The following is a 19,651-nucleotide window of genomic DNA, read 5'->3' on the forward strand; positions in this document are numbered from 1 at the left end:
TGTTGTATAAACTCTAGTTCATGACATACGTGATTGGGAAGCCATGTGTCGACGTGATGGATCGGTCCTGCATCGAGGAGTGCCCGGTCGACTGCATCTACGAAGGCGGGCGCGCGTTGTACATCCACCCCGACGAGTGTGTCGACTGCGGCGCGTGTGAGCCGGTGTGCCCGGTGGAGGCGATCTTCTACGAGGACGACCTCCCCGAAGAGCAGGGGCCTCACCTGGCCGACAATGCGGCTTTCTTTACAGAATCTCTGCCCGGCCGCGACAGCCCACTGGGATCACCGGGCGGTGCGGCGAAAGTCGGTCCGCTCGGGGTGGACACGCCACTGGTGTCGGGGCTGCCGAGGGTACAAGAGTGAGTCGAGAAGGTGTGCTGGCCGTTTTGAGGGGTGCGACCACTGCGTTGACGATCCCGCAGATCGCCGATGAGCTTGGGGTGCATCCGAATACGGTCCGGTTCCATCTGGACACCCTGGTCACCGAGGGCCGGGTCGAACGTGTCGAGCCCGACCGCAGGCGCCCGGGCCGTCCGCCGCTGATGTTTCGCGCTGTGCGTGGGATGGACCCCGGCGGGACCCGGCGCTACCGAGTGCTCGCCGAGATCCTCACGTTGGCCCTTGCCGGGGACCGCAACGCCAGCGCCAAGGCACTCGAGGCCGGCCAGGCGTGGGCACGGCGGGTGACCGGCCCGACGAGAAAGGCGCCAGGCGCCCAACAGTCGATCAATCGGCTGGTCGAGTTGCTCGACGAACTCGGGTTCGCACCGCAACGACGGACAGCTCACGGGCAGCCGCAAATCGGGCTGCGTCATTGCCCGTTCCTCGAACTGGCGCAGGATCGCTCGGCGGTCGTCTGCCCGATCCACCTGGGGCTCATGCAGGGGGCGCTGGCGACGTGGAGTGCACCGGTCACAGTTGACCGGCTGGATCCGTTCGTGGAGCCGGACTTGTGTCTGGCCCACCTCACGCCGGCCGCGGCATCGTGAGTCCTGCGTCGGCGTTCGCGGTCGCTCTCACCTTCGTTTGGCTGGGCATGGTGCTGGCCATCTCGTTCCTGGAAGCGCCACTGAAGTTCCGGGCTCCGGGCGTAACGCTGCAGATCGGACTGGGCATCGGGCGCATGGTCTTTCGTGCGCTCAACACCGTTGAGTCGCTACTCGCCGTCGGCATCCTCGCTGCCTTGACGCTCAGTCGCCCATCAGTCAGCGTCGTCGTGGCGTTCGCGATCGCCGTCGTCGCGCTGGTCGGCCAGCTGCTGGGCGTGCGACCGCGGTTGGCGCGCCGCTCCGATGCGGTGTTGGCGGGCGACGAGGGGTCCCGCTCGCGCGCGCATTACGCGTACGTTTTGCTCGAAGTGGTCAAGGTGATCGGCCTTGCCCTCGGCGGAATACTGTTGCTGTCCGGCTGAACAGGAGAGATATCCCGAGATGGAATCAATTTCACTGATCGACATGGCCGAAGAGAAGCTGACCGAGGCGCGCACGGCGCACAGCGGCCGGGCTGCGCACACCATTCACGGTGGTCACGATCACGAATTGCGGCAGACGGTCATGGCGTTGGCGGCTGGGCAGGAGCTGGCTGAGCACGACAGCCCGGGTGAGGCGACGCTTCAGGTGCTACGCGGCCACGTCCGCCTCCACACGAAATCTGATGCGTGGGAAGGTAAGACGGGCGATCACGTAACGATCCCATCCGAGCGGCACGCGCTGACGGCGATTGAAGACTCGGTGATTTTGCTGACGGTCGTTGCGCAGCTTCCGCGCGCGTGATCACGCTGCGCGACACGTTCGTGGAGTCGGCCGGTGGTGCAGTCAATCACCGGGCGATCATGCGTCTGCCTGGGTGCGCGGCATGCCATGCGTCGATCGATGCGTCCCACTCGTCGCCGTCGAGCGCGGTCAGCGAGGCGGGGAAGAGTCCGTCCTCCTCCTTGCTGATGTGTTCATACAGGTCGGACATCGCGTCGCGGATGGCCTGCTTGCCGTCGGCTGTGGAGATCTCGACCGTGGCGAGCAGTTCGGCCAGCTCGCGGTGCTCGCGAACCAGTGGAGCGATGTGCTCTGCGTACATCTCCTCGCGCGACATCACCCGAAACAGCCCGGTTTCCTCGCCGAGCCAGTGCGCGGCCAGTTCTGTCGCCATCTCAGCGAGCAGGTGCCGTGCCTGGGCCAGGTCGCCCCGATCGATGGCCCGCACCGCGTCGCCGCCGAAGTTGATGGCACGTTCGTGTTCGGCGATGTAGTCGCGCAGCAGCGGCATCTCTCGACACCCGCAGTAGTGGCACATCACTTCCAAACGCTACGCGTCGGTCCGTCGGGGTGTCCGGACTCACCGGAGTCGGTGGTAGGCCGCCGTGGCAGCCATCGCGTCGTTCAACATCGAACGAACGGCCATGGTGAAGGCCGTCACCTCGACTCGATGTGTTGGTGCGCCGCACCGTCGAAATCGCCGCCGCCGACATGACACCGGGTCGTTCTAGGCTGACCCGTTATTGGCGTCATACGGCGTGGACGAAGGCATCGGTGGCTGCCTGCAGAAAGCGCGCCCCGATGGCGGATGGTCTGACAGGCTGATGGTTGCGATGACACCAATGGCGCCAGAACGGCACGTGGTCCACGACGCGGTGATGCTGGCCTGCCGCGCGCCGTCGTTGCACAACAGCCAACCCTGGCGCTGGGTGGCCGACGGCGCGTGCCTTCACTTGTTCTCCGATCGTCAACGGCTGTTACAGGCCGCTGATCCCTCCGGCCGGGAGTTGCTGTTGAGCTGTGGAGCGGTGCTCGATCACCTCCGGGTCGCGATGGCCGCGGCAGGCTGGGACGCCCACACCGGCCGGTTCCCGAATGCCGACCAACCCGACCACCTGGCGAGACTCGACTTGGCTTGGATTCCGACGCCGACAGAGGCTCAACGCCTACGCGCGGAGGCGATCCTGCGACGTCGCACGGACCGATTACCGTTTGCCGTCCCGAGGAACTGGGCCGCTCTGGAGTCACAACTTGCCAGCGCGATCGGCGCGCATGGCGTGACGCTGGACGTCGTGCCCGATGATGCGCGCCAACAGCTTGCAGAAGCGTCGCGACTGACCGAGGACCTGCGACGCCACGATCCCACCTATCAGTCCGAATTACGTTGGTGGACATCACCGTTTGAGCTCGATCAGGGTGTGCCGCCGAATTCGCGGGTCGCGGCGTCGGAGGCTGGTCGCGTCGACGTCGCACGATCGTTCCCGACCGCCGGATACGGCAGGCGTCGCCCCCAGATCGAGCAGGACGACTCCAAGATCCTCGTGCTGTCCACCCGCGACGACGACCGAGTTGACGTCTTGCGCTGTGGTGAGGCGTTATCGACAGTGCTGCTCGAGTGCACCGTCGTTGGTCTGGCCACCTGCACCCTTACCCACATGACCGAGGTTTCGCCCAGTCGCGACCTCATCCGCCAGATCACAGGACAAGACGGTTTGCCTCAACTGTTGATCCGAGTCGGCAGGACGCCGGTCAATGAGCAGCAGGTTCGGCCAACGCCGCGCCGCCCGCTCGGTGAGGTCCTCGCATTCCCCAGGTAACCGCTTCATTCGGCTGAACACGCTCAACATCAAACGGTTGTCCCCAGCCTCAGACGCGACGATGATGGCAGTCATCGGCGTGCGGCCGCCGATCTACCCACGTGCGGCGGTCACGAATGACGGAACGACACACAGGACACCGACACCGGTCGGTGCCGGTCTGGAGGCCCTGATGACCGCCGAAGCGCCCCCGCTGCCAGGACTCAAGGCACGCCGGCCGTTCCCGGCGCGGCTCGGGCCCAAGGGCAACCTGGTCTACAAGCTGGTGACGACCACCGATCACAAGCTGATCGGCATCATGTACATGGTTGCCTGCTTCATCTTCTTCTTCATCGGCGGGCTGATGGCCTGTTCATATCGCACCGAGCCGGCCGACCGCGTTCCCGCTGGCGGCACGTTGCTGCGGTGGTCAGCTCCACTGCCGTAAGGGCTCATCGTCCAGCCACTCGACGACGTCCGTCAGTGGGCGGCGAGGGGTCGATGGAAGCGGGTCGGCATTAACCGGCGCCCAGCCGATACGCAACAACATCTGCGGATAGCCGCTGTCACCAAATACATCTTCTTTGACGGCTTCTCGCGTTTCGGCGATCTCGAGAGGCTCGGTGACCGGGCAACTCGCCAGCCCCAGCGCGGTGGCCGTGAGCAGCATCAGGCTGGTGGCCTCACCGGCGCGTAGCCGGGCCAATGGGCTGTCGTCTTTGGTCCCGAGCGCCAACACCGTAGCGGCGTCGTCTTCGGGTGGAACATTGGGCGGCTGCGCCAACGCGGGACCGGCGAACAGCCGACCCGGAATCGGGGCGGTCGGATCCGACTGCGGTGTGTTTCGGGCCGGCACACCCGCCAACGCTGCATGTCGACCGCTCCAGGTCGATAACTCAACGAGATAATCGTGATCTGTTGCATGCTGCCAAACCGCTTGGGCCACAATGCGTTGAAGCTTCGGAAGCAACGCGACTTGCCGCAACATCACCCCGGCGCGCGCCGCGCGAGCACCCATCAGCGCCACGTCGGTGTCCGGAACGCACCACGCGTTGTAGCGCCGGCGGTCGGTGCGTCGCTTCGGTATCGCCGCCGCCGACACCACGTCAAGGTCACTGGCGGGGTGGCGATAAACCTCGATGGCCGCCAGATGGTCCGGGTCAGCGGGGTTGGGCAACCGGTGCACTTTGGTCTGCCATCCGAGTGCCGCCAATGCGACGACAGCGTGATTCAGCGATGCGCCACAACTCAGCAGCAGATCGCGGGTGTCCGGATCGGTGTTGGGCAGACGCCGGTCCGGATCGGCATACAGATGCAGACTCTGGGTGCCCACCCGCCACCGCCAGGGTTGGGAATTATGGATCGACGGCGCCCGAGTGGCGAGCGACAACGCGGTGTGGATCGTGTCGTGATCCGGGAAGCGAGCGTTCATGGCCCTTACTGCTCTCCGTGTGTAGAGGTTCTTACGACTTCCAGAGTCACCGCTGACCGGTGCCGCCCGCTAGGGACGAAAGCCCCGGTTACCTGAGCATTTGGTATGGCGACCTAAAGGCATTCCTGAACTGCATTGACACAAACACGTCCCCGCCTCTGCTGGAGGGGCACCACCACCAACCACTTTGCCGACTGGTCAGATAGGCAACGGTCCCGCCTGCCACGCGTTTACGACTCGACCTGCGCCGCAGCCCACCAGTGAGGGCAAGTGCCGAGATAGACGCATGACCATTCAGCACCTACTGATATTTCGCATTGCCAGCACCGGCGGCCCGGCAGTCTCGGGACGCTGATGTCCGGATTTCAACGACTGCCCGCAGCGGCCCGCGCATCGACTACCTCAGCGGTGCCAGCGCCCCGGTGCAGCGCCTCGACGTTCGCGCTACCGGCGGTGTCGGGGGGCCGGGGCGCGCCCGGGGGGTTGTGTCGGCTGCGGGGTGGTGACCGAGGACCTGGGGATCGGTCTGGTGATCGGGTCGCCTGCGGTCACCGTGATCGGCTGTCCATGGTGGCTGATGAGCAGCGGTTCACCCGTGTGCAGGGTGTAGGTCGCCGATGTCGCTGTGATCTGCATGTCGAGGCGGCGTCCGCGCATCGCGATGGTGAAGGCGAGCCTGGTCAGTGCGTCGGGGAGGCGGGGCGCGAACGTGAGGGCACCGTTTTGGTCTCGCATCCCGGCCAGCCCGGCGATCAGGGCGATCCAACTTCCGGCGAGGGCGGCGATGTGCAGGCCGTCGCGGGTGTTGTGTTCGAGGTTGTCGAGGTCCATCAGGGCGGCCTCGGCGAGGTAGTCATAGGCCAGGTCGGTGTGGCCGACCTCTGCGGCGATGACCGCCTGAGTGCAGGCCGACAGCGACGAGTCGCGGACGGTGAGCGGTTCGTAGTAGGCGAAGTTGCGGGCTTTCTGCTGCGCGGTGAACGCATCGGTGCGCCGGTGCATGGCCAGCACCAGGTCGGCCTGTTTGACCACCTGTTTGCGATACAGATCGAAATACGGGTAGTGCAACAGCAGCGGGTATTGGCCGGCGGTGGTAGCGGCGAAATCCCAGATTTGGTGGGCGGTGAAGCCGTCGGCCTGCGGGTGCACGCCTAGCTCCTCGTCATAGGGGACATACATGGCATCGGCGGCGTCTCGCCAGGCGGCGGCTTCTTCCGCGTCGACGCTGAGGTTGCGGGCGATGTCGGGGTGTCGGCCGACGGCGTCGGCGGCCGCGCGCAGGTTCTGTTGGGCCATCAGGTTGGTGTAGACGTTGTTGTCGGCGATCGCGCTGTATTCGTCGGGGCCGGTGACCCCGTCGATGCGGAAGTTGCCGTCGGTGTCGTGGTGGCCCAAACTTGCCCACAGCCGGGCGGTTTCGGTGAGCAGCTCAACGCCGACCTCGCGGTCGAAGTCCCGATCGCCGGTGGTGTCGAGGTAGCGGATGACGGCGTCGGCGATGTCGGCGTTGATGTGAAACGCATCGGTGCCGGCGGGCCAGTAGCTGGAGCATTCTTCGCCGTGGATGGTGCGCCACGGGAAGGCGGCACCGGCGAGCCCGAGCTGGGTGGCGCGTGCGGTGGCCATCGGCAGGGTGGAGTGGCGCCAGCGCAGCGCGTGGGCGGCGGCATCCGGGGCGACCTGGGTCAGTACCGGCAACACGTATTGTTCGGTGTCCCAGAAGCTGTGCCCGTTGTAACCGTTGCCGGTGAGTCCTTTGGCGGGGATCGCGCGGCCCTCCGCGCGAGCGCCGGCCTGCAGCACGTGAAACAGCGAAAACCGCACCGCCTGTTGAATTTCGGGATCCCCGTCGAGTTCGACATCGGCGCGAGCCCAGAAGTCGTCAAGGTAACCGCGTTGTTCGGCGCACAGTCCGTCGAAGCCGGTGTGTCGTGTACCGGCCAGTGCAGCGTCGGCCTGATCCCACACCGCGGGCAGCGACCGGGTTGCTGACCATCCATAGGCGACGAACTTGTCCAGCCGAAGCCTTTGGCCGGGTTCGAGTTTCGCCGTGACGGTCACCCGACCCAGATCCGGGAAGGTTTCGGACTCCACCACGGTGCCTGCCGGTCCGTCGACGACATGATCCATCACGGCGGCGATGCGCAGCTCGCTGCGCTCGGTGGAATGAACCAACCCGGCGCGGGCGCCCTTGGCCGCGTGTTTCTCGCCGATCAGCGGCGCCGTATCTGCCGGCCCGGCCCTGGGGTCACCGGTCGGCGCCGGCAGCGCTTCATTGGCGACCAATTCGGACTGCACCACCACCCGCATCGGTCGGTCGAGCGCCTCGACCTCATAACGGATCGCACCGATCGACCGGTGCACAAGCGACACCAGCCGGGTCGAGGACACCCGCACCGCGCATCCCGCCGGCGATGTCCAGTCGGTACGGCGGTTCAATACGCCGTCCCGGAAGTCCAGACACCACTCGTGGGCATCCACCCGGCCGTGGGTGACGTCGAAGGGTTCGTCGTCGACGAGTAGGCGGATCACCTTGCCGTTGGTGACGTTGATGATCGTCTGGCCGGACTCGGGGTAGCCGTAGCCGGGCTCGGCGTACGGCAGTGTCCGCAGCTCATGCACTCCATTGAGGTAGCTGCCGGGCAACCAATGTGGTTCGCCCTCATCGAGATTGGCCCGCCAGCCGATATGCCCATTGGACAGCGCGAAAACCGACTCGGTCTGCCCGAGCACGTCCAGGTCGAGTTCTGTCGCGCGCAGGCACCAAGGTTCGATGCTGAACGACGGATGGTTGATCATCGCTGGCTCATCGGGTTGTCGAGCCCGACCGCGGCCGGTCTGCGCTGCCGAAAGGCGGCGGCGATCGGTAACCGGCGCATGTCAGCAGTTTGCGCCCCGCCGGTTCGATCCGCAGAGGAACGCGCCGGGCATCAAGCCAGTGGTGGTTCGGAATGACCCGCGCCGCTGCAGACGACATCTGCCCATAGAGATCATCGGTGAGCGACCACCTCGTTCCAGGCCCGGCGCGCAGGGTTAGATGCACAGCCCTCGGGCCCATTCTTTTCACTGTCAGCAGCGCAGGTCGACGTAGACCGTCTGGTTGGTGACGGTGGTCACGGGATGGTTGGCTCCGGGGACGCCGGAGTCTGTGCGTGCGTAAGTCTGGCCGGGCCGGACCGAGGTCACTGTGCATTGCTCTAGTGGCGCATTGCCGACCTTGTTGAGGACGACGTTGAAGCCACTGGCCTGTAACGAGTTCACCGTGTCCTGCGCCGTTCCGGGGCCTGTCGGCGCGGCCACTGCTGGGGCAACCAGTCCCAGGCTCGCCGCGACCAGAGAACTAGCAGCAAGCGTCGCAAATGCGATATATTTCATGACAATGCCTTCCGCTATTTATTTTTCGGTATGTGCAGCGAAGATCGCAATTCTGCTTCAAGTTGACGACTTTTTCGCTTTACATCTGGTTCAACACGCAGGTCAGATGTTCCGTTCCGGTTGTGGGCGACGTCTCACTTCAGCGAGATCACCATTCGTCGCGGCGCGAATTTGTGCGGATCGACGACTATCCCGGCGATAGAAAGTCCAGTGCGTCACAGCAAAATTAATTGGGCTTCTGATCGAGGAGCCAGGCGCGCGCACGGCCGTTGCTTCGCCGCAACCGGCTCACCGGTGAGTCCGATGCTCGGCGCTGGGGATGCTCGTGCTGATATGAAACTTTGCTGAGGTGTGTCCTGTCGCGGCGGCGAAAGCCGCATCTGAGGTGTGGCCACGCCGGCCGAAAGGGTGGTCGTGCGAAACGCGGCAGACTTGATATATCGCGTGAACCGTGTGCATCACGGGCGCCCGAACTCGAAAAAAGTAGTGCACCGCGGGGGGCATCATGTCGACCATTTACACCGTCGGTCATTCCACTCGCACGGTGCAGGAATTCATTGGGGTGCTGAAGTGCTTCGGCATCGACCTCGTGGCCGACATCCGGACGGTGCCCAAGTCCCGGCACAATCCGCAGTTCCACATCGACCGATTCCCAGGATCGTTGGCCTCGGCTGGAATCGACTACCGGCATCTGCCCGGGCTCGGCGGATTACGCCGGCCAGCCAAAGAGTCAATCAACACCGGATGGCGAAACGCCTCCTTCCGCGGGTACGCCGACTACATGAGTACTTCGCCTTTCCAGGACGCGCTCGCCGAGCTCATTGCCCTTGCTGCACAACGCATTACCGTCATCATGTGCGCCGAAGCCGTCTTTTGGCGGTGTCATCGTGCTCTTGTCGCCGACGCTCTGCTTGTTCGCGGCGTCGATGTTCAGCACATTATCGGCGCTGGAAAGCTGACGCCTGCAACGATGACCAGCTTCGCGAAGGCCGACGGATCACAGATCACCTATCCCTCAATGTGATCGGCCGGCCGCCAATCACCCGACGATCACCATGTTGGCGCGCGCAGCAGGTGCCCACGGGTCGCCACCCGCATCGAGGAGAACTTCCGCGAACCGTTGCCGAACACGCTGATGCCTGAGGTCTGCATAAGGATCACCCAGCGGTGTCGTTGGGCATCGGACCGAGCAAGCTCGGGGAGGGTGCTCGACGGAAAACACAATCTGGCCTCGCCGCTCGACGACGACCTGTCCGGTCATCTTCAGGTGCACTGGGAGACAGCCCGCTCGAGGTTTCGTCCGTGTCGATCGAACAACACCGGTTTGGTCTCACCCCAGCTTGGCCACGGTTAGCAAGATTGCCGAGTCTTCAAGCGCTTGCAGGCCGTGACGAGCGTTGGGAATCTTCAATAAGTCACCGGCGCGGCCCTCCCAGGCCTGGCCTTCAGATGTCAGGCGGACCCGCCCGCGCAAGACGTGCACCGTCGCCTCGCCGGGGTTGTTGTGCTCGCCCAGTTCGCTGCCTTTGATCATGCCGACCACCGTCTGGCGCAGCACACGCTCATGACCGCCGACGACGGTATCGGCGGCGGGTCGCCCGCCATGAGCGGCAGCCAACTCGAGCTGCTGCGTGGCCAGGGCATCCAGAGAGATCCGTTGCATGCCTCTCAGTATGCTTGCTCGTCACCGACCCCCCAACGTGGCCGGCGGGCATAGCGGAGGACAACCCAAGCAGCGCTCGAGAGGGGCGCCCGAAGACCGATCACACCGAGGACGACGACGCGTTCGCGACCACACTTGAAGCCGTCCATCACGAAGCCCGGCTGCACAGTCCGCAGCGTGTCGACGACGTCCAGGAAAGTCGGCCAATCACGCTCGAACCCATAGCCTCACCTTCCAACGTCCTGCGCGCGCGGGCGTGCGGTGGCCTTCGCGATCGTCAACGCCAGGGATCTGTACCTACGCGTCTGGTTTCGCAACGCCGGGCCGATGCGGGGATCATGTGACACGGTTACGTGAACGGCGTAGCGTCGAAATCGCTGAGCAGCAAACCGTTCCGACGCTATGGTGCCGCCATCAGATCAGACCCTTCGTGAGCGCATCCGCATCACGGGAACTCACAATTGTCGAAACCTGATCCGCGCCTCATCTTGTGTCGCCGCCCGGGGATGTCGCCCACATTGTGGCGGAGTAGCTGAGCGCGTGGACCACACGGAGCCGTAATGACCGAACGCAGCACCGTCAACCACGGTGACGACGGCGACGCTCTCCCACCTCCGGGGGACGAACCGACCGACCCGCCGGCCGATCGGCCTGTCACACCAGACACGCGCGTCACCCCGGAGGTGGTAGCGAGTTTCGTTCGCAACTCACCGTCGGCGAGGATGTGGTGGATCCGAGTACGTGGGCCGGTTCGGTGCCGGTCGCGCACGGAATCGCGCCGCGCGTCCGGATCGGAGGCAGCAGGTGGTTCAACCTGTTGTGGTTGCTGCCGATCGGCTTCGTACTTCTGATCGTCGCGGTCGCCGCCGCCAAGGGTCTACGTGACATGAGCTCGGTGCAGGACTTCATCGCGCGCAATCCCGGCACCGTCGTCTCGGCCGACGCGGTACGCCATCCGGGGTTGCCGGTCTGGGTCGGGGTGCAGCACTTCTTTAATCTGTTCCTGCTGCTCTTCATCGTCCGTTCGGGACTACAGATCCTCAGTGATCATCCGCGCCTGTATTGGACCCGGCACAGCACCCCGGGCCGCGACTGGTTCCGTGTCCAGAAACCGGTTCCCGCTGATCCGCTGTGGACGGCGAAAAAGGACTCCATCAGCCTCCCCGGCCAGATCGGGCTACCAGGCATCCGGCATTCGATCGGGCTGGCCCGCTGGTGGCATCTAGGCGTGAACACCCTCTGGCTGCTCAACGGCGCGGTCTTCTACGTGCTGCTCTTCACCACCGGGCAGTGGCGACATGTGGTGCCCACCAGTTGGTCGGCGATCCCGAACTCGGTGTCGGTGCTGATCCAGTACCTGTCGCTGGACTGGCCGATCGAAAGCGGCTGGGTGGCCTACAACAGCCTGCAGTTGATCGCCTACTTCATCACCATCTTCATCGCCGCCCCGTTGGCGTTCTTGACGGGGCTGGGTATGTCCCCGGCACTGTCGACCCGGTTCAAACCGGTCAGCAGGCTATTCAGCATCCAGGTGGCCCGGTCCCTGCACTTCCTCGTGCTGGTGTGGTTCCTGCTGTTCATCACAATCCACGTCGCGCTTGTGTTCACTACCGGTCTGCTGCGCAACCTCAACCACATCTACGCCGGCCGCGACGCGACGGACTGGGACGGTTTCGCGATTTTCGCGGCGTCGATGGTGGTGGTCGTGGTGGGCTGGGTGGCGGCCACCCCATTCACCCTGCGCCACCCGCGAGTGGTGCAGCGCGTTGGCTTCGCGCTGATCGGGCCGGCGCAACGGCTCTTCGAACACCTTGACGCCACACCAGGCCAGTACAGCGAAAAAGACATCTCCGCCTACTTCTGGCACAACGGTCAGTACCCCGACTCGCCTGAATACACCGCCCTGTTCGACGGGCACTTCGCCGACTATCGGCTGCTGATCAACGGCCTCGTCGAGCACCCGGTCGAGCTCACCATGACGCAGCTGCGGGCGCTGCCGCACCATGAGCAGATCACCCAGCACTTCTGCATCCAAGGCTGGTCGGGCATCGCGAAGTGGGGCGGGGTGTCGATGCAGACCATCCTCGACCTCGTCGCGCCTGCGCCCGAGGCGAAATGGGTGGTGTTCTACTCGCTGGGCGACGGCCCCGATGCAGGCATCTACTACGACGCGCACCCCATCGAGCAGATGAGCAACCACCTCACCATGCTCGCCTACGACATGAACGACGAACCGCTGTCCTTCGGCCACGGGGCGCCGCTGCGGCTACGCAACGAGAACCAGCTCGGATTCAAACAGGTGAAATGGATCAAGGGCATCGAGTTCGTCGCGCACTTCTCCGAAGTCGGCGGTGGCTACGGTGGCTACAACCAAGACCACGAGTTCTTCGGCTACCGGCAAAGCATCTAGCCGATCCAGCCAGCAAAGACATCGACTGAGACTGTGCACCCGATAGGTCCCTTCTTAATATAAAGCATTTTATCCCTCTATATTGCTGTTGGCGGGTAGAGTGGCTCAGTGAGGCCAGCGCTGCGGGCGCGACGAGCACCGCCACGGCCCGGCAGCGCAGAGTGGAGATGCGCCATGTCCGATTCGTTGTATCAGCCGGCAACACGAGAGATGTCGGCTCGCCGAAAAGCTTTGGCGCCCAACATCCACGACGCCTTCGACGGCTTTTCCCGGGCGGTGTTCGCCGAGGGGGCGCTGCCCGAGAAGACCAAACAGCTCATCGCCGTCGCGGTGGCACACGTGACTCAGTGTCCGTACTGCATCACCGGCCACACCAAGCTGGCGCGGCGTAAGGGTGCGAGCCCCGAAGAGATCATGGAGGCCATCTGGGTCGCCGCGGAGATGCGGGCCGGCGGCGCGTTTGCCCACGCCGCGTTGGCCATTCATGCGATGGATCAAGTCGACGCCCACACGCACACCCCGGGTGCGGATGGCGCGCCGTCGTGAGCCTCAACAGTTTCGGCGCCCGTGATCGCCTTGTTGTCGACGGCGACAGTTACGAGATCTTTCGCCTGGACCGGGTGCAGACCTCCCACCGGCTTCCCTACAGCCTGCGGGTGCTGCTGGAGAATTTGGTGCGCAACGAGGACGGCCGTCTGGTCACCGGCGAGCAGGTGGCGGCGTTGGCCGCGTGGAATCCCGTGCAGCAGAGCAACACCGAGATCCAGTTCACCCCTGCCAGGGTGTTGATGCAGGATTTCACCGGCGTGCCGTGCGTGGTCGACCTGGTCGCGATGCGTGATGCGATGACCGCGCTGGGCGGGGACCCGGGGAGGATCAACCCGCTGATCCCCACAGAGCTGGTGATCGATCACTCGGTGATCGCCGACGTGTTCGCACGCCCCGACGCGTTCGGCGTCAACGCCAGCTTGGAGTTCAGCCGCAACCGGGAGCGCTACCAGCTGCTGCGGTGGGCGCAGCAGGCGTTCGACGATTTCCTGGTTGTCCCGCCCGACACCGGAATTTGTCATCAGGTCAATCTCGAGTATCTGGCCCGGGTGGTGTTCACCCGGGCCGGCACAGACGGCCCCCAGGCCTATCCGGACACCCTGGTCGGCACCGATTCGCACACCCCGATGGTCAATGGGCTCGGTGTGCTCGGTTGGGGGGTCGGCGGGATCGAGGCCGAGGCCGCCATGCTCGGGCAGCCGATGAGCATGTTGATCCCGCAGGTGCTCGGTCTCAAGCTCACCGGAGCGCTGCGCGAGGGCACGACCGCGACCGACCTGGTGCTCACCGTCGCCGAACTGCTGCGCCAGACCGGGGTGGTGGGCAAATTCGTCGACTTCTACGGCCCCGGCGTGGCGAACGTGCCGCTGGCGAACCGGGCGACCCTGGGCAACATGAGTCCCGAATACGGGTCGACGTGTGCGATCTTCCCGATCGATGCGGAAACGCTGACCTATCTGCGGCTGACCGGACGCCCCGAATCCCAGATACGGCTGGTCGAGGCGTACGCCAAGGAGCAGGGTTTGTGGCATGACCCGGATGACGAGCCGGTCTACAGCCAAACCGTCGAACTGGACCTGGCCGGTGTGGAACCGTCGATCGCCGGGCCGAAGCGGCCACAGGACCGCATCCCGCTATCGATGGCCGCACATGCGGTCGGTTCACTGCTCGCCAGCGGCCCTCGGCCGGTCGTGGCGGCGGCCGGGCTTGATGAGGCGTTAAGCGAATCATTCCCGGCCAGCGACCCGGTCGCCATCGATCACGACCGCGACGACGATGTCCCATCCGCGCCATGCGGCTGCGGCCAATCCCACGAATTACCGTCAGACCCGGTGTCGCTGACCCTGGCCGACGGCACCCGTGCGGCAATCGGTCACGGACACGTGGTGATCGCGGCGATCACCTCGTGCACCAACACCTCCAACCCGTCGGTCATGATCGGCGCGGGCCTGCTGGCCAAGAACGCCGTCGAGCGCGGCCTGTCCCGAAAACCCTGGGTGAAAACAACACTCGCGCCGGGCTCACGTGTCGTGACCGACTACTACGACCGCGCCGGGCTGACCCCCTACCTCGAGCGGCTCGGGTTTTCTTTGGTCGGCTACGGCTGCACCACCTGTATCGGCAACTCAGGGCCGCTGATCCCGCAGGTCAGCGCCGCCGTGACCGGACACGACCTGACGGTGTGCTCGGTGCTGTCGGGAAACCGCAACTTCGAGGGCCGCATCCACCCCGAGTGCAAAATGAATTTCCTGACCTCCCCACCACTGGTGATCGCCTACGCGCTGACCGGCACCATGCTGGTCGACCTGCTCAACGACCCCCTCGGCACCGACCCCAGCGGGCAGCCGGTATATCTGCGCGACATCTGGCCCAGCACCCAGGAAGTCAAAGAGGTGATCGACGAGTGCGTACGCGCGGAGATGTTCACCCGCGGCTACGCCGACGTGCTCGTCGGCGACGACGATTGGCGGGGCCTGGAGGTCGCTACCGGGCAGATCTTCGACTGGGACGACGCCTCCACCTATGTCCGGCGCCCCCCGTACTTCGACGGCATGAGCCGCGAACCACAGCCCATCCGTGACATCACCGCAGCCAGAGTGCTTGCCGTCCTGGGTGATTCGGTGACCACAGACCATATCTCGCCCGCCGGTGCGATCAAGACCGACGGCCCTGCCGGGAACTACCTGAGCGGTCACGGGGTCGAACGGGGCGACTTCAACTCCTACGGCTCGCGCCGCGGCAACCACGAGGTGATGATTCGGGGCACGTTCGCCAATATCCGGCTGCGCAACCTGCTCGCCCCCGGCACCGAGGGCGGAGTCACCCGCCATCTGCCCGGCGGCGAGCCGATGAGCATCTTCGACGCGTCCACCGCGTATGCCGCCGACGGGGTGCCGCTGATCATCCTGGCCGGCGCAGAGTACGGCTCGGGTTCCTCGCGCGACTGGGCGGCCAAAGGCACTCTGCTGCTCGGGGTGCGCGCGGTCCTGGCCACCTCCTTCGAACGGATCCACCGCTCGAACCTGATCGGCATGGGAGTGCTGCCCCTGCAATTCCAGGCCGGCGCATCACGGGAAAGCCTCGGACTCACCGGAGAGGAGCTGTATTCGATCACCGGACTCGACGGCGACGACCCCACCGCAGTATTCCCGAGCCAGGTCACCGTCCACGCCGAACGCGACGGGCAAAACACCGAATTCGTCGCCACCGTGCGCATCGACACCCCCGCCGAGGCCGCCTACTACCGGCACGGGGGCATCCTGCAATACGTCCTGCGACAACTGCTCGCAAGCAAAGACTCAGCGAACCGGTAAAAAGCGAAAGGTCGTGAAGCAATGGAGAAGTCGGTTACCGAACGTGTGGTGGTGGTGACCGGCGCCAGTGCCGGGGTGGGCCGGGCTGTGGCGCGCAAGTTCGCCGCGCGTGGCGATCGGGTGGCGCTGTTGGCACGCGGTGAGCGCGGGTTGGATGGCGCCGCGCATGACATCAAGGATGCGGGTGGGGTCGCGTTGCCGATCGCGCTCGATGTCGCCGACTACCAAGCGGTGGAGCAGGCCGCCCCACAGGTGGAGCAGGCGCTCGGACCGATCGACGTGTGGGTGAACAACGCGATGACCTCTGTGTTCGCCCGCTTCGAGGACATGTCGCCCGAGGAGTTTCAACGGGTCAACGACGTGACCTACATGGGCTACGTGCATGGCACGAAGGCGGCGTTGACGTGTATGCGTGACCGGGATCGCTGGGGCGATCGTGCAGGTGGGCTCCGCGCTGGCCTATCGGGGGATTCCGCTGCAGTCGGCCTACTGCGGCGCCAAGCACGCGATTCAGGGGTTCACCGAGTCGTTACGCTGCGAGCTGCTGCACGACCGGTCGGACATCCACGTCACGATGGTGCAGTTACCGGCGATGAACACCCCACAGTTCGATTGGGTGTTGTCGCGGCTGCCGCGGCAATCGCAGCCGGTGCCACCGATCTATCAGCCGGAGGTCGCCGCCGATGCGGTCGTGTTTGCCGCCGACCACCCCCAGCGGCGCGAGTATTGGGTGGGCAGTTCCACGGTGGCGACGTTGATCGCCGACAAATTCGCACCCGGACTATTGGACCGCTACCTGGCGCGCAAAGGGTTCGCCTCGCAGCAGACTGAGCAACCACGCGATCCTGGGATGGCCACGGATTTGTGGGAGCCGGTCGACGGTGCTGCTGGCGCCGATTTCGGCGCGCATGGCCGATTCGATCAGCAATCGCGCGGGCGCAGCGTGCAACTGTGGGCTTCGCAGCATCACCGGACGCTCGGCGCGGCCGCGGTGGGCGCCGCTGCAGCGTTGGGGGCCGTCATGACGCGGCGGTGGTGAACGCGCCGATGATGGCCCCGTAGCCAATGTGGACCAGCACGGTGGCCACCGGGGTGCCGATGCCGTAATTGAGCAGCATGAACCCGGGTGGTTCCAGCATCGCGACGTCGGGGGCACTGGTGGTCGACGTTCCCATGCGCGGATGCAGCACGGGCAGAAGAACATTCACGATGGCGGTGCAGGCGACCAGGCCGTGCAGCAAGCCAAGAATGGCCCCGAGCCAGACGTTGGCCTCTTGGATGGCGGCGAACACCGCGTAGTAGCCGAGGCCGAATATCTGCCCGTTGAGGAAGTGCATCAGGTAGCCGATCGCTTTGGCCCGGCCGCGGTTCACCGTGACGACCGTGCCCAGCAGGAATGGTAGATCCATGCGGGTCAACTTGAATTCGGTGGCGGCGCGCAGTGCGGTGGTGAGCACCAGCGTGCCGACGAACGCACCGGCCATGGTTCCCCAGATGTTCACCCGTCCTGCTCCTCAATGAGCGCTGCGATGGTGCAGGCGGCGTTGATCAGGGCCAGATGGGTTAGTCCCTGCGGGAGGTTTCCCAGGAAGGCGCCGGTGTGTGGGTCGATTTCTTCGCTGTAGAGGCCGACATCGTTAGCTAATTCGACCAGCTCATCCACCAGGGTGATCGCCTCCGCGAGGCGGCCCGTGTGGGCGAGGGCTTCCGCGAGCCAAAAAGAGCACGCCAGAAACGCCCCCTCGGTGCCTTCGAGTCCGTCCTCGGTCCGGTAGCGGTATACGTAGGGGCCTTGGCGCAGGTCATCGTTCACCGCCTCGATGGTGGCCCGCATGCGGGGATCATCAGCGTCGGTGTATCCGTGGATGAGTCCGAGTAGCACGGCGGCATCCAGGTCCTCGCTGTCGGCGCAGCGCACGTAGCAGCCGCGGCGCGCCGATACGCAGCGCGTCTGCACGAACTCACGGATCTGCTGCTGGGCCGAACGCCACCGTGCGAGGCGCCGGTCGGGGATCAGGCCGCGTTCGGCGAGGTCGGCCGCGCGGTCCAGCGCGATCCAGCACATCATCTTGGATTGGGTGAAATGCTGTGGCTCGTCGCGGACCTCCCATATCCCGGTATCGGGTTGTTGCCAAGTGGCACAGACGAAGTCGGCCAGCCGGGCCAGTCGGCGGGCTACATCTGCGTCCAATCGGCCGGCGGCTTCTGCATGCAGGCGGCTGGTGTGCAGGAGTTCGCCGTAGGTGTCGAGCTGCAGTTGGTCGGCCGCGGCGTTGCCGATGCGTACCGGCTGGGAACCGCAGTAACCGGAAAGCGGAAGGGTGCGCTCGGTGTTGGGTGTTCCGCCGTCGAGGCGGTAAAGCACGCGCAGTCGTGGGTAAGTGAGCTGGGTGGCGTGCATCAGCCACCAGAAGTAGCTGTCAGCCTCAGCCGTGCAGCCCAGGCGCAGAAACGCGTTCAGGGCGAACACGGAGTCACGAATCCACGAGTATCGGTAGTCCCAATTGCGGTCGCCACCAATGTATTCCGGTAGTGATGCGGTCACCGCCGCGGCCACCGCACCGGAGGGCGCGAACACCAGCAGTTTGATCGCCAACGCGCTGCGCAGCACCGCGTCGCGCCATCTGCTCGGAGGAGTGCGACGCATTGTCCAGTCACGCCACGCGGCCACGGTGCGGGTCATGCGCGCGTCACAGTCCGCCCGCGAGGGCAGCACCAGCGGCTCCTGGTCGGCAAACGTCAGTGCTAGCAGGGCGGTGTCGTCCTCGCCGACGGTGAACCGACCCCCAATGGTGCCATTGTCGACTTCCGGTGTTGCCGCGTCCCAGGTGGAAAGCGCCACCGCGGCAGACTTGTGCGTCGCTACCGCCACCCCGGCCCGCCATGACAGCCGCGGTGTATGGGTGCCGTAGCCGAAGCGTGGCTGTACATTCCAGCGCAAAGCCACGCTGCCGGAGAGTCCGTCGATGCGTCGTTGTAACTCGCGCACCGGGGTCAGCGTTGCATCGTCGGACAGTGTCAGCGCATCGGTCACCCGCACCGTTTCGGCACGTGTGACGAAGGTCGTTTCCAGCACATTAGTGTCGGGCAGATTGTTCCGAGAAACGCGAAAAGACTGCTCGGGTTGTAGTGAAAATCGGCCGCCGGCCTCGGCATCGAGCACGGCGGCGAACACCGTCGGCGAGTCCAGGTTGGGCAGGGCAACCAATCAATAGATCCGTCGCGGCCGACCAGAGCAGCCGTGCGGCCATCGCCGATCACCGCGTAGTCGCGCAGCGCAAGATAACCGTCGGTGCGGTGCACCGGTTCGGCCGGACCGGCTTCACCATGTTCGTCTAGCTCGGTGTTCGACGGCCCGTCGCCTCCGTTCGAGGCAACGAATTTGGGCCGCAGCTCACCGCGCGTCACGTCACTGCAGCACGGCAGCCAGCACGGTGGCCTCGCTGATGTCAACGGCCTTGCTCGCCGTAAGCAGCGTCAGAGTTCCCCTTCGTGCGAGGTAGCGTAAGTGCGTCAGGACTTCGGCCCGCACAGGCTCGGTCAACTCCTCCTGATACCGGCGAGTGAACTCCTCGAACCGTTCCGGAGCGTGGTTGTACCACTTGCGCAGCTCATTGGACGGCGCGATCTGCCTACACCACTCGTCCACATCCGCCTTTTGCTTGGTCATCCCGCGCGGCCAGATCCGGTCCACCAGCACCCGGGTGCCGTCGCCGCGGACCCGAGGGTCATACACACGGCGCACCTGCACCGGGTGGGTGTACCCCATTGGTTTGCCTCCCGCCGCTGACAAGGCACTTCGCCTCCTCCATGGACATCTGAATCCACGGATTTCTGCTAATATAGAGGAAGTATATCCG

The 19,651-nt window shown here is 65.0% G+C and carries 16 protein-coding genes and 3 pseudogenes; 11 read left to right on the plus strand and 8 right to left on the minus strand.

Going from position 1 to position 19,651, the window contains the following annotated elements:
• Positions 1–20: 20 nt before the first annotated feature.
• From fdxA to M1248_RS19765, 4 genes are read left to right on the plus strand one after another with little or no spacing between them, the layout of a single operon-like run.
• A complete protein-coding gene (gene fdxA, locus M1248_RS19750) occupies positions 21–365 on the plus strand; it encodes a ferredoxin (protein WP_260755018.1) in 345 nt (114 codons plus the stop codon).
• Positions 362–991: a helix-turn-helix transcriptional regulator gene (locus tag M1248_RS19755; protein WP_260755017.1), complete on the plus strand. Its 630-nt coding sequence runs from the start codon at positions 362–364 to the stop codon at positions 989–991. Before fdxA ends, M1248_RS19755 begins: the two co-directional genes overlap by 4 nt.
• Positions 988–1,413 carry a hypothetical protein gene (locus tag M1248_RS19760; protein WP_260755016.1) on the plus strand — a complete coding sequence of 142 codons (426 nt, stop codon included), beginning with the start codon at positions 988–990 and terminating at the stop codon, positions 1,411–1,413. Before M1248_RS19755 ends, M1248_RS19760 begins: the two co-directional genes overlap by 4 nt.
• Before the next feature lie 19 nt (positions 1,414–1,432).
• The gene (locus M1248_RS19765) at positions 1,433–1,774 is read left to right on the plus strand and encodes a cupin domain-containing protein (protein WP_260755015.1); all 342 of its coding nucleotides are present in this window, start codon (positions 1,433–1,435) and stop codon (positions 1,772–1,774) included.
• Positions 1,775–1,820: 46 nt separating this feature from the next.
• On the opposite strand, the gene M1248_RS19770 is transcribed toward M1248_RS19765, so the two are convergent.
• Positions 1,821–2,264, minus strand: coding sequence for a hemerythrin domain-containing protein (locus M1248_RS19770; RefSeq protein WP_260755014.1), 444 nt, complete (start codon positions 2,262–2,264; stop codon positions 1,821–1,823).
• Between the two features lie 322 nt (positions 2,265–2,586).
• On the opposite strand from M1248_RS19770, the gene M1248_RS19775 reads away from it, so the two are divergent.
• Together M1248_RS19775 and M1248_RS19780 are read left to right on the plus strand one after the other, a co-directional pair.
• The gene (locus M1248_RS19775) at positions 2,587–3,570 is read left to right on the plus strand and encodes an Acg family FMN-binding oxidoreductase (protein WP_410506704.1); all 984 of its coding nucleotides are present in this window, start codon (positions 2,587–2,589) and stop codon (positions 3,568–3,570) included.
• A gap of 172 nt (positions 3,571–3,742) precedes the next feature.
• A pseudogene (locus M1248_RS19780) lies at positions 3,743–3,943 on the plus strand (cytochrome ubiquinol oxidase subunit I); the annotation flags it as partial.
• A 36-nt stretch (positions 3,944–3,979) separates the two neighbouring features.
• On the opposite strand, the pseudogene M1248_RS19785 reads toward M1248_RS19780, so the two are convergent.
• The 3 genes and pseudogenes from M1248_RS19785 to M1248_RS19795 form a co-directional block, all read right to left on the minus strand.
• Positions 3,980–4,990, minus strand: a pseudogene (locus M1248_RS19785) (Acg family FMN-binding oxidoreductase); the annotation flags it as partial.
• A 435-nt stretch (positions 4,991–5,425) separates the two neighbouring features.
• Positions 5,426–7,780 (minus strand): glycoside hydrolase family 65 protein, encoded by a 2,355-nt coding sequence (locus M1248_RS19790; RefSeq protein ID WP_317149485.1) that lies wholly within the window; start codon positions 7,778–7,780, stop codon positions 5,426–5,428.
• A 270-nt stretch (positions 7,781–8,050) separates the two neighbouring features.
• Positions 8,051–8,356 (minus strand): hypothetical protein, encoded by a 306-nt coding sequence (locus M1248_RS19795; RefSeq protein ID WP_317149486.1) that lies wholly within the window; start codon positions 8,354–8,356, stop codon positions 8,051–8,053.
• A gap of 505 nt (positions 8,357–8,861) precedes the next feature.
• Between M1248_RS19795 and M1248_RS19800 the strand changes: the two genes are divergently transcribed.
• The gene (locus M1248_RS19800; RefSeq protein WP_317149487.1) at positions 8,862–9,380 is read left to right on the plus strand and encodes a DUF488 domain-containing protein; all 519 of its coding nucleotides are present in this window, start codon (positions 8,862–8,864) and stop codon (positions 9,378–9,380) included.
• A 306-nt stretch (positions 9,381–9,686) separates the two neighbouring features.
• On the opposite strand, the gene M1248_RS19805 is transcribed toward M1248_RS19800, so the two are convergent.
• The gene (locus tag M1248_RS19805) at positions 9,687–10,019 is read right to left on the minus strand and encodes a cupin domain-containing protein (protein WP_317149488.1); all 333 of its coding nucleotides are present in this window, start codon (positions 10,017–10,019) and stop codon (positions 9,687–9,689) included.
• Positions 10,020–10,746: 727 nt separating this feature from the next.
• On the opposite strand from M1248_RS19805, the gene M1248_RS19810 reads away from it, so the two are divergent.
• The 4 genes and pseudogenes from M1248_RS19810 to M1248_RS19825 all read left to right on the plus strand — a co-directional run bounded on the left by M1248_RS19810 (position 10,747) and on the right by M1248_RS19825 (position 16,830).
• Positions 10,747–12,429, plus strand: coding sequence for a molybdopterin-dependent oxidoreductase (locus tag M1248_RS19810; RefSeq protein ID WP_410506697.1), 1,683 nt, complete (start codon positions 10,747–10,749; stop codon positions 12,427–12,429).
• A 174-nt stretch (positions 12,430–12,603) separates the two neighbouring features.
• Positions 12,604–12,975, plus strand: a complete 372-nt coding sequence (locus M1248_RS19815; protein WP_317149490.1) for a carboxymuconolactone decarboxylase family protein — start codon at positions 12,604–12,606, stop codon at positions 12,973–12,975.
• Positions 12,972–15,791, plus strand: coding sequence for an aconitate hydratase (locus M1248_RS19820; protein ID WP_317149491.1), 2,820 nt, complete (start codon positions 12,972–12,974; stop codon positions 15,789–15,791). The genes M1248_RS19815 and M1248_RS19820 overlap by 4 nt, the downstream gene beginning before the upstream one ends.
• 21 nt (positions 15,792–15,812) lie before the next feature.
• Positions 15,813–16,830, plus strand: a pseudogene (locus M1248_RS19825) (SDR family oxidoreductase).
• On the opposite strand, the gene M1248_RS19830 reads toward M1248_RS19825, so the two are convergent.
• From M1248_RS19830 to M1248_RS19840, 3 genes are all read right to left on the minus strand, one after another.
• Positions 16,811–17,275, minus strand: a complete 465-nt coding sequence (locus M1248_RS19830) for a hypothetical protein (RefSeq protein ID WP_317149492.1) — start codon at positions 17,273–17,275, stop codon at positions 16,811–16,813. The pseudogene M1248_RS19825 and the gene M1248_RS19830 overlap by 20 nt on opposite strands.
• Positions 17,276–17,289: 14 nt before the next feature.
• Entirely contained in the window at positions 17,290–18,999 is a 1,710-nt protein-coding gene (locus tag M1248_RS19835; protein WP_317149493.1) for a glycoside hydrolase family 15 protein, read from the minus strand.
• Positions 19,000–19,200: 201 nt separating this feature from the next.
• Positions 19,201–19,560: a DUF488 domain-containing protein gene (locus M1248_RS19840; protein ID WP_317149494.1), complete on the minus strand. Its 360-nt coding sequence runs from the start codon at positions 19,558–19,560 to the stop codon at positions 19,201–19,203.
• Positions 19,561–19,651 lie beyond the last annotated feature (91 nt).

The sequence above is a fragment of the Mycobacterium sp. 29Ha genome, from assembly GCF_032883055.1.
GTDB lineage: Bacteria > Actinomycetota > Actinomycetes > Mycobacteriales > Mycobacteriaceae > Mycobacterium > Mycobacterium gallinarum.

What these genes read in the sequence shown, in the direction of transcription:
- fdxA (WP_260755018.1), top strand. Translation starts at nt 21, where the DNA reads ATGACATACGTGATTGGGAAGCCATGTGTCGACGTGATGGATCGGTCC.
- M1248_RS19765 (WP_260755015.1), top strand. Translation starts at nt 1,433, where the DNA reads ATGGAATCAATTTCACTGATCGACATGGCCGAAGAGAAGCTGACCGAG.
- M1248_RS19770 (WP_260755014.1), bottom strand. Translation starts at nt 2,264, where the DNA reads ATGCCGCTGCTGCGCGACTACATCGCCGAACACGAACGTGCCATCAAC.
- M1248_RS19775 (WP_410506704.1), top strand. Translation starts at nt 2,587, where the DNA reads ATGACACCAATGGCGCCAGAACGGCACGTGGTCCACGACGCGGTGATG.
- M1248_RS19790 (WP_317149485.1), bottom strand. Translation starts at nt 7,780, where the DNA reads ATGATCAACCATCCGTCGTTCAGCATCGAACCTTGGTGCCTGCGCGCG.
- M1248_RS19795 (WP_317149486.1), bottom strand. Translation starts at nt 8,356, where the DNA reads ATGAAATATATCGCATTTGCGACGCTTGCTGCTAGTTCTCTGGTCGCG.
- M1248_RS19800 (WP_317149487.1), top strand. Translation starts at nt 8,862, where the DNA reads ATGTCGACCATTTACACCGTCGGTCATTCCACTCGCACGGTGCAGGAA.
- M1248_RS19805 (WP_317149488.1), bottom strand. Translation starts at nt 10,019, where the DNA reads ATGCAACGGATCTCTCTGGATGCCCTGGCCACGCAGCAGCTCGAGTTG.
- M1248_RS19815 (WP_317149490.1), top strand. Translation starts at nt 12,604, where the DNA reads ATGTCCGATTCGTTGTATCAGCCGGCAACACGAGAGATGTCGGCTCGC.
- M1248_RS19830 (WP_317149492.1), bottom strand. Translation starts at nt 17,275, where the DNA reads ATGGCCGGTGCGTTCGTCGGCACGCTGGTGCTCACCACCGCACTGCGC.
- M1248_RS19840 (WP_317149494.1), bottom strand. Translation starts at nt 19,560, where the DNA reads ATGGGGTACACCCACCCGGTGCAGGTGCGCCGTGTGTATGACCCTCGG.